Origin of the sequence: Streptomyces thermoalcalitolerans (assembly GCF_039525155.1) — a bacterium.
GTDB lineage: Bacteria > Actinomycetota > Actinomycetes > Streptomycetales > Streptomycetaceae > Streptomyces > Streptomyces thermovulgaris.
This window is the reverse complement of record NZ_BAAAHG010000001.1, coordinates 336,894-345,207: the sequence shown is the minus strand read 5'-3', so window position 1 is coordinate 345,207 and position 8,314 is coordinate 336,894. Positions and strand designations below refer to the sequence as shown.

Here is an 8,314-nt window from a genome sequence, read left to right as displayed (position 1 = left end):
CTGCCGCAGGGCCGGCCGGCCCGCACCCGGCCGCCGTCCCGGACGGCGTGCGCGTCCCCACCGGTCCCGGCCGCCCGGAGGCGGCGGCCCGCCCCGACGTTCTGGATCTCGTCACCACGTCCCGGTCCCCGGCCCCCGCAAGCGGCACCGAGGCCCCGCCCGCCGCCTCCACCCCCTCCCGCGCCGAGGGCAACCCCGCGCGTGCGCACACTCCGGACAGGCCCGCCGCGGCGACCGCACGGACTCCCCAGTCCCCGTCCTCCCACCGCCCGGCAGCGCGTCCCGGCACCGGACAGCCCGGCGCCGGACCTTCAGGAACCAGGCGTCCCGGCCCCGGACATCCAGGGACCGGGCATCCAGGGGCCGGACATACGGGGACCGGCCATCCAGGGGCCGGACATACGGGGACCGGCCATCCCGACACCAGGCACTCCGCGGACACCCCGCCCTCGATCCCGACCCCGCGCCCCGCGGAGGCCGTCGTGCTCGACGCCTCGTCCCCTCTGCCGCCCCCCATCTCCGTCCGCCCCGCACCCGGCCCGCTGCGCCCCCTGCGCTACGAACTGCGCCGTGCCACCGGTATCGGCACGGGCTTCGTCATCTGCGCCGCCGTCCTCGTCGTCTCCGCCCTCACGGCGCTGGTCATGGGACGCATGGGCCACACCCCGCAGCCGCGGCTGATCGCGGCATGGCCGCAGCAACTGCCCCTGCCCCCGGCGGCGCTCGGCGCCGGGCTGCTCGGCGCGCTGGCCTTCGGCGACGAGTTCCGCCATCCCGCGCTGGCGGCGGACCGGGGGACCGTTCCCCGGCGGCTCGGGCTGCTCACCGCCAAGCTCGTCGTCGCCACCGCCGCCGCGCTGATGCTGGCCTTTCTCACGGTCGGCTGCGACGCCGAGGTGCTCTACGCCGTGTACGGGCAGGAGCTCACCCGGGTCCCCGGCGACTGGCTTGCGCTCGGTGCGAGTTGGACGGGCCTCGTGGTCGGGTGCGCCTGGATCGGTGTGCTGGCCGCGGGGCTGTTCCGGTCCACCACGGCCGGACTCGCCTCCGTGGTGGCCGTACCGGTGCTCGTCGTACCGCTGGTGCAGGCGCTCATGGGAGGGAAGGAGTGGGACGCCGACGGCCTTCCCGCGCGTCTGCGCGAGACATTCCTGCTGCAGTGGCCCTTCGGGGGGGATCGCTACCTGGCCGCCGCGGCCCGTGTGATCGCCCAACCCTTCGGGGGCGCCCTGACGTTGTCCCTCGTCGCGTTGTCGTGCGCTTATCTGCTGGCGGCTCTGCGAAGCAGAAGTCGGTGATCGCTGTTTGCGCCCAATCGCTCACTATATGCATAAAACTTCCCGAGGAGAGTTTGTTTCTTTCCGATAAGGCGTCAATTACAGCGAAGTGAGCGATCACCCTTTCGTGTGCTTTTCACCAAAGACCTCAAGGCAGTTGAAGACAACGCCGACAAAGGATCCGTGAGTACCCTTGCGCACACCATGATGACCAGCGCCCGCTCCGCAGACTCCGGTCTTGTCGGCCCGGGCGAACTCGACCGTTACCCCTACGCCGAGACGTCCGCCTCCGACCGCGTCGCGAATCCCTCCTGGGAGGGCGCGGACCCGGAGCTGGGGCGTGTGGGCCGCCGTGCCGCGGGCAGCCGCGGCCGCGGACTGCACGGCCAACTCGTCCAGCAGCTCGGCCAGATGATCGTCTCCGGAGATCTGGGTGCCGACCGTCCGCTGGTGCCCGAGGAGATCGGCCATCGCTTCGAGGTCTCCCGCACCGTCGTGCGCGAGTCCCTCCGCGTCCTGGAGGCCAAGGGCCTGGTCAGCGCCCGGCCGAACGTCGGCACGCGCGTGCGCCCGGTCAGCGACTGGAATCTGCTCGACCCGGACATCATCGAGTGGCGGGCCTTCGGGCCGCAGCGCGACGACCAGCGCCGCGAGCTGAGCGAGCTGCGCTGGACGATCGAACCGCTCGCCGCCCGACTCGCCGCCGGGCACGACCGCGAGGACGTCCAGCAGCGCCTGTCCGACCTGATCGAGATCATGGGGCACGCCCTGGGGCAGGGCGACACGCTCACCTTCTCCCGCGCGGACTCCGAGTTCCACATGCTGCTCATCCAGGTGGCAGGCAACCGGATGCTGGAGCACCTGTCGGGAATCGTCTCCGCCGCCCTCCAGGTCTCCGGCGGCCCCGTCACGGGCTGCGACCGGCCCAGCGAGAACTCGCTGGCGCTGCACGCGCGGATCGTCGACGCCCTCGCGACGGGCGACGGCGCGGCGGCGGAGGGGGCCATGAGGCAGCTGCTCACGGTGCACCCCGAGGTCGAACGGGTGGTTCCCGCGCCGCGCGAGCACTGACCCGCCCGAGCCCCGGTCCCTGCGTGGGCGGCACGGCCGGGCCTGTCGTCCTCCGCGGCCTCGTCCGGCCGGTGAACCGCCTCTCGCAGACCCCGCCGGCCCCTCCGCGAACCGGCGGGGTCCGTGCGTGATCGAGGCGCTCGATCCGTGCGCGATCAAGGCGGGCGAGAGGGGAGTCGATGGTCGGACCGTGCACGCGGTGACCGGTCTTGTCTGCCCATCTCTGACCGTTTTTACACGCTTACGGGGTGTGACTCGGGACACGTGGATTGGGCGTAACGCTCATGGGAAGAACGCGATGACCTAAGAGGTGACAGCCGCGGAGGGAATACGGACGCCGTTCGACGGCGCTGTTCCTCTTCTCGGCCCCCGCCCGTACCGTCGGCCCAATCCCCAGGCCGGTGGTCGGCTCCTGTCCACGGTGGACGGGGCCGGAAGCCGTTTTCCAACGTTCCGAGAGGTTGTTCGTGTCGGCCAGCACATCCCGTACGCTCCCGCCGGAGATCGCCGAGTCCGTCTCTGTCATGGCGCTCATCGAGCGGGGAAAGGCTGAGGGGCAGATCGCCGGCGACGATGTGCGTCGGGCCTTCGAAGCTGACCAGATTCCGGCCACTCAGTGGAAGACCGTACTGCGCAGCCTCAACCAGATCCTCGAGGAAGAGGGTGTGACGCTGATGGTCAGTGCCGCAGAGCCCAATAGGCGCACCCGAAAGAGCGTCGCAGCGAAGAGTTCGGCCAGGCGCACCGCCAAGAAGACGGTCGCCGCGAAGACGGTGACCACCCGGAAGGCCACCGCCACCGCCGCCTCGGAGAAGTCCGCCACCGACACGCCCGCCGAGGAAGCGGCCCCCGCCAAGAAGGCTGCTGCCAAGAAGACGACCGCCAAGAAGGCGACGGCGAAGAAGACGACCGCCAAGAAGACGGCGGCGAAGAAGACCACTGCCCCCAAGAAGGACGACCTCGACCTGCTCGACGACGAGGTGCTCGAGGACCCCAAGGGCGTGGAGGACCCCGAGAGCGCCGGCTTCATCCTCTCCGACGAGGACGAGGACGACGCGCCCGCGCAGCAGGTCGCCGCGGCCGGTGCCACCGCCGACCCGGTGAAGGACTACCTCAAGCAGATCGGCAAGGTCCCCCTGCTCAACGCGGAGCAGGAGGTCGAGCTCGCCAAGCGGATCGAGGCGGGTCTGTTCGCCGAGGACAAGCTCGCCAACACGCCGAACCTCGCCCCGAAGCTCAAGCGCGAGCTGGAGATCATCGCCGAGGACGGCCGCCGTGCCAAGAACCACCTCCTGGAGGCCAACCTCCGTCTGGTGGTCTCCCTGGCCAAGCGCTACACCGGCCGCGGCATGCTCTTCCTGGACCTGATCCAGGAGGGCAACCTCGGCCTCATCCGCGCGGTGGAGAAGTTCGACTACACCAAGGGCTACAAATTCTCCACGTACGCCACCTGGTGGATCCGGCAGGCGATCACCCGCGCGATGGCCGACCAGGCCCGCACCATCCGTATCCCGGTGCACATGGTCGAGGTCATCAACAAGCTCGCGCGCGTGCAGCGCCAGATGCTCCAGGACCTGGGCCGCGAGCCCACCCCGGAGGAGCTGGCCAAGGAGCTCGACATGACCCCGGAGAAGGTCATCGAGGTCCAGAAGTACGGCCGCGAGCCCATCTCGCTGCACACCCCGCTGGGCGAGGACGGCGACAGCGAGTTCGGCGACCTCATCGAGGACTCCGAGGCGGTCGTCCCGGCCGACGCGGTCAGCTTCACGCTGCTGCAGGAGCAGCTGCACTCGGTGCTCGACACCCTGTCCGAGCGCGAGGCGGGCGTCGTCTCCATGCGCTTCGGTCTCACCGACGGTCAGCCGAAGACCCTCGACGAGATCGGCAAGGTGTACGGCGTCACGCGTGAGCGGATCCGCCAGATCGAGTCCAAGACCATGTCGAAGCTGCGTCACCCCTCGCGCTCGCAGGTGCTGCGCGACTACCTCGACTGAGGCCCGCCCCGGCCGGATCGGACGCTGCGACACGAAGGCCCGGTTCCCCGAAATGGGGGGAACCGGGCCTTTCGTGCTGCGAAAAGAAGGCGCTCTGCGTGACTCTGGGTGCTCGATGATCGACCCAGAGTAAGGAGTGTCATGCGATGCCGTATTGCCCGGGCACTGGCCCGGCCGCTGGTCCTGGCCGTCGTGGGAGCCGTGCTGCCGCTGGCCGCCGCTGCTCCCGCCTCCGCCGGCCGGGTCGTCGTCGGCGGCTTCCCCGTCGACGCGTCGGACAGTCCGTGGACCGTGGCCGTGGCCAGTCGTGACCGGTTCGGGGACATCCGGTCCGGGCAGTTCTGCGGTGGGGCGGTGATCAGCCGGACGGCGGTGCTCACCGCGGCCCACTGTCTGTCCGGGGAGGCCGTGGGCACGCCGCCGGTACGGGACCTGAAAGTGATCACCGGACGCACGAACCTGCTCTCGCGGGAGGGCAAGGAGATCCCGGTGCGTGCCGTCTGGACCAACCCGCACTACGACCCCGGAACCAACGCCGGGGACTTCGCCGTGCTCCTCCTCGCCGAGCCGGTGCCCCAGAGCTCCGTCGTCCCTCTGGCGGGCAAGGGCGACCCGGCGTACACGCCCGGCACGGGCGCCATGGTCTACGGCTGGGGGGACACCACCGGCATCGGCACCTATGCGTACAGGCTGCACGCCGCGCCGGTTCATGTCCTGCCCGACGCACAGTGCGAGCAGGCCTATCCGGGAGGTGCGGGCAAGGACGGTCCGTACCTGCCCGACAGCATGCTGTGCGCGGGGGAGAGCGCGGGCGGCCGGGACTCCTGCCAGGGGGACAGCGGGGGGCCGCTGGTCGCACAGGGGCGGCTGATCGGGATCGTGTCGTGGGGGAACGGCTGCGGACGCGCGGGAAGCCCCGGCGTCTACACGCGTGTGTCCGGCATTCTGCGGACGCTGAACCAGTTCCTCGACGCCCGGAAGGCGCCGCAGGGGGCGCCCGGAGTGCCCGGCGCCGGGAGGGCGCCGCACGGCGTGCCCGGAGAGGGCTGACCGGCGTCACCGGTCATGAGGACGGGCGGCCGCTCCTGATTGCCGGAGGCGGCCGCCCGTTCGCCGGCCTGCGCCGGAACTGGCTCGTCGGGCGAAGGGTCAGCGCTCGCGGGAGGACGCGTTCGCGCCACCGGGCGTCAGACGTCCCGTCTCGTCCTGTATCTCAGCGGCGATCTTCTTGAGTTCCGGCTCGAACTTGCGACCGTGGTGGGCGCAGAAGAGCAGTTCTCCGCCGCTGAGCAGGACGACGCGCAGGTAGGCCTGGGCGCCGCAGCGGTCGCAGCGATCAGCGGCCGTCAGCGGGCTCGAGGGGGTCAGAACAGTAGTCACGTCGCCTCTTCTCTAGCTCGACGAGCTGTCGTACCAGGGTCAACATCCAACCAGCCCCACACGTTCCCGATCATGGCTTTTTCCCGGGGAAATCTTTCCGGGGTGGCCGGTTGCTGCCGGTTTTGCGGCGAATGTGCCGTATTGCGTTTCTATGTGTCGTACGGGTTCGCGCTGTCGATCATGGTCGAATCCTCCCCGGTCGGGTTGCCGGTTGTTGAGGAGGACGTGCCCGGAGCCTAAATGGTTCATGCCCCCGAAGGGAACGTGATATGTGCTTCACTCCCTTGAGGCATCGAACATGCATGCGACTCTCTACTACTCTGGGCCCCTGCCGAGGGTTGCGTTGCAAGGGCTCTACCAGGCCTCGGTACCCTCTGAGCGGCGACCCAAGCCGCGCCCCAGTTCCATCAGGGTCCACTTGAAATTCAGCGAGGAGCGAACCGCGTGACCGCCGAGACGTCCGTGCCGTCCACAGCGCTGCTGGCAGGAGCAGACCGGGACAGCTCCAACTACACCGCGCGGCACCTGCTCGTCCTCGAGGGTCTCGAGGCCGTGCGCAAGCGCCCGGGCATGTACATCGGCTCCACCGACAGCCGCGGTCTGATGCACTGCCTGTGGGAGATCATCGACAACTCCGTCGACGAGGCTCTCGGCGGCTACTGCGACCACATCGAGGTCATCCTGCACGACGACGGCTCCGTGGAGGTGCGGGACAACGGCCGCGGCATCCCGGTCGACGTCGAGCCCAAGACGGGCCTGTCCGGCGTCGAGGTCGTGATGACCAAGCTGCACGCGGGCGGCAAGTTCGGCGGCGGCTCGTACGCCGCCTCCGGCGGTCTGCACGGTGTCGGCGCCTCCGTGGTCAACGCCCTGTCCGCCCGGCTGGACGTCGAGGTGGACCGCGGCGGCCACACCCACGCCATCAGCTTCCGGCGCGGTGTGCCCGGTGTGTTCACGGGCGAGGGGGCCGACAGCAAGTTCGAGGCCAGGAACGGTCTGCGCAAGATCAAGAAGATCCCCGGAACGCGCACGGGCACGCGTGTGCGCTACTGGGCCGACCGCCAGATCTTCCTCAAGGACGCCAAGCTCTCCCTGGAGACCCTGCACCAGCGTGCTCGCCAGACGGCCTTCCTGGTGCCCGGACTGACCATCATCGTCCGCGACGAGTACGGCCTCGGCGAGGGTGGCAGCAAGGGCGAGGAATCCTTCCGCTACGACGGCGGCATCAGCGAGTTCTGCGAGTACCTGGCGGGCGACCGGCCCATCTGCGACGTCCTCCGCTTCACCGGGCACGGCACCTTCAAGGAGACGGTCCCGGTCCTCGACGACCGCGGCCAGATGACGCCCACCGAAGTCACCCGTGAGCTCGGCGTGGACGTCGCGCTGCGCTGGGGCACCGGCTACGACACCACGGTCCGGTCCTTCGTCAACATCATCGCCACCCCCAAGGGCGGCACCCACGTCGCGGGCTTCGAGCAGGCCGTCACCAAGACCCTGAACGAGGTGCTGCGGTCCAAGAAGATGCTGCGCGTCGCCGAGGACGACATCGTCAAGGACGACGCCCTGGAGGGCCTCACCGCGGTCGTCACGGTCCGCCTCGCCGAGCCGCAGTTCGAGGGCCAGACCAAGGAGGTCCTCGGCACCTCGGCGGCCCGTCGCATCGTGAACAACGTCGTCTCCAAGGAACTCAAGGCGTTCCTGACGTCCACCAAGCGCGACGCCGCACAGCAGGCGCGCATGGTGCTGGAGAAGGCCGTCGCCGCCGCCCGGACGCGCATCGCCGCCCGCCAGCACAAGGACGCGCAGCGCCGCAAGACGGCCCTGGAGTCCTCCTCGCTGCCGGCCAAGCTCGCCGACTGCCGCAGCGACGACGTCGAGCGCAGCGAGCTGTTCATCGTCGAGGGGGACTCGGCGCTCGGTACGGCGAAGCTGGCACGGAACTCCGAGTTCCAGGCACTGCTGCCGATCCGCGGCAAGATCCTCAACGTCCAGAAGTCGTCCGTCGCGGACATGCTGAAGAACGCCGAGTGCGGCGCGATCATCCAGGTGATAGGGGCGGGATCGGGCCGGACCTTCGACCTGGACGCCGCGCGCTACGGCAAGGTCATCATGATGACCGACGCCGATGTGGACGGCTCCCACATCCGGACCCTGCTCCTGACGCTGTTCCACCGCTACATGCGGCCCATGGTCGAGGCGGGCCGGGTGTTCGCCGCGGTGCCGCCGCTGCACCGCATCGAGCTGGTCCAGCCGAAGAAGGGCCAGAGCAAGTACGTCTACACCTACTCGGACCGCGAACTGCGCGAGAAGCTCCTGGAGTTCCAGAGCAAGAAGATCCGGTACAAGGACACGATCCAGCGGTACAAGGGCCTCGGCGAGATGGACGCCGACCAGCTGGCCGAGACGACCATGGACCCGCGCTACCGCACCCTGCGCCGGATCAACATCTCCGACCTCGAGGCCGCCGAGCAGATCTTCGAGCTCCTGATGGGCAACGACGTGGCGCCCCGCAAGGAGTTCATCGCGAGCTCGGCCGCGACGCTGGACCGCTCGCGCATCGACGTGTAGGCCGGCACATCGACAGGCAGGCCG

Annotated in this window: 5 protein-coding genes and 1 pseudogene; 5 read left to right on the top strand and 1 reads right to left on the bottom strand. The window is 69.7% G+C overall.

Features of this window, described 5'->3' with window-relative positions; all coding sequences use genetic code 11:
* From ABD224_RS29410 to ABD224_RS01400, 4 genes and pseudogenes are all read left to right on the top strand, one after another.
* A pseudogene (locus ABD224_RS29410) lies at positions 1–1,298 on the top strand (ABC transporter); the annotation flags it as partial.
* A gap of 162 nt (positions 1,299–1,460) precedes the next feature.
* Positions 1,461–2,348 (top strand): FadR/GntR family transcriptional regulator, encoded by an 888-nt coding sequence (locus ABD224_RS01410; protein WP_344045771.1) that lies wholly within the window; start codon positions 1,461–1,463, stop codon positions 2,346–2,348.
* A 467-nt stretch (positions 2,349–2,815) separates the two neighbouring features.
* Positions 2,816–4,342, top strand: coding sequence for an RNA polymerase sigma factor (locus tag ABD224_RS01405; protein ID WP_344045770.1), 1,527 nt, complete (start codon positions 2,816–2,818; stop codon positions 4,340–4,342).
* A 141-nt stretch (positions 4,343–4,483) separates the two neighbouring features.
* Positions 4,484–5,392: a serine protease gene (locus ABD224_RS01400; RefSeq protein WP_344045769.1), complete on the top strand. Its 909-nt coding sequence runs from the start codon at positions 4,484–4,486 to the stop codon at positions 5,390–5,392.
* Positions 5,393–5,491: 99 nt separating this feature from the next.
* Here ABD224_RS01400 and ABD224_RS01395 read toward each other — a convergent pair whose 3' ends face one another.
* Positions 5,492–5,722 carry a DUF7455 domain-containing protein gene (locus ABD224_RS01395; protein WP_344045767.1) on the bottom strand — a complete coding sequence of 77 codons (231 nt, stop codon included), beginning with the start codon at positions 5,720–5,722 and terminating at the stop codon, positions 5,492–5,494.
* 444 nt (positions 5,723–6,166) lie between these two features.
* On the opposite strand from ABD224_RS01395, the gene ABD224_RS01390 reads away from it, so the two are divergent.
* Positions 6,167–8,290, top strand: a complete 2,124-nt coding sequence (locus tag ABD224_RS01390; RefSeq protein ID WP_344045765.1) for a DNA gyrase/topoisomerase IV subunit B — start codon at positions 6,167–6,169, stop codon at positions 8,288–8,290.
* Positions 8,291–8,314 lie beyond the last annotated feature (24 nt).

What these genes read in the sequence shown, in the direction of transcription:
- ABD224_RS01400 (WP_344045769.1), top strand. Translation starts at nt 4,484, where the DNA reads ATGCGATGCCGTATTGCCCGGGCACTGGCCCGGCCGCTGGTCCTGGCC.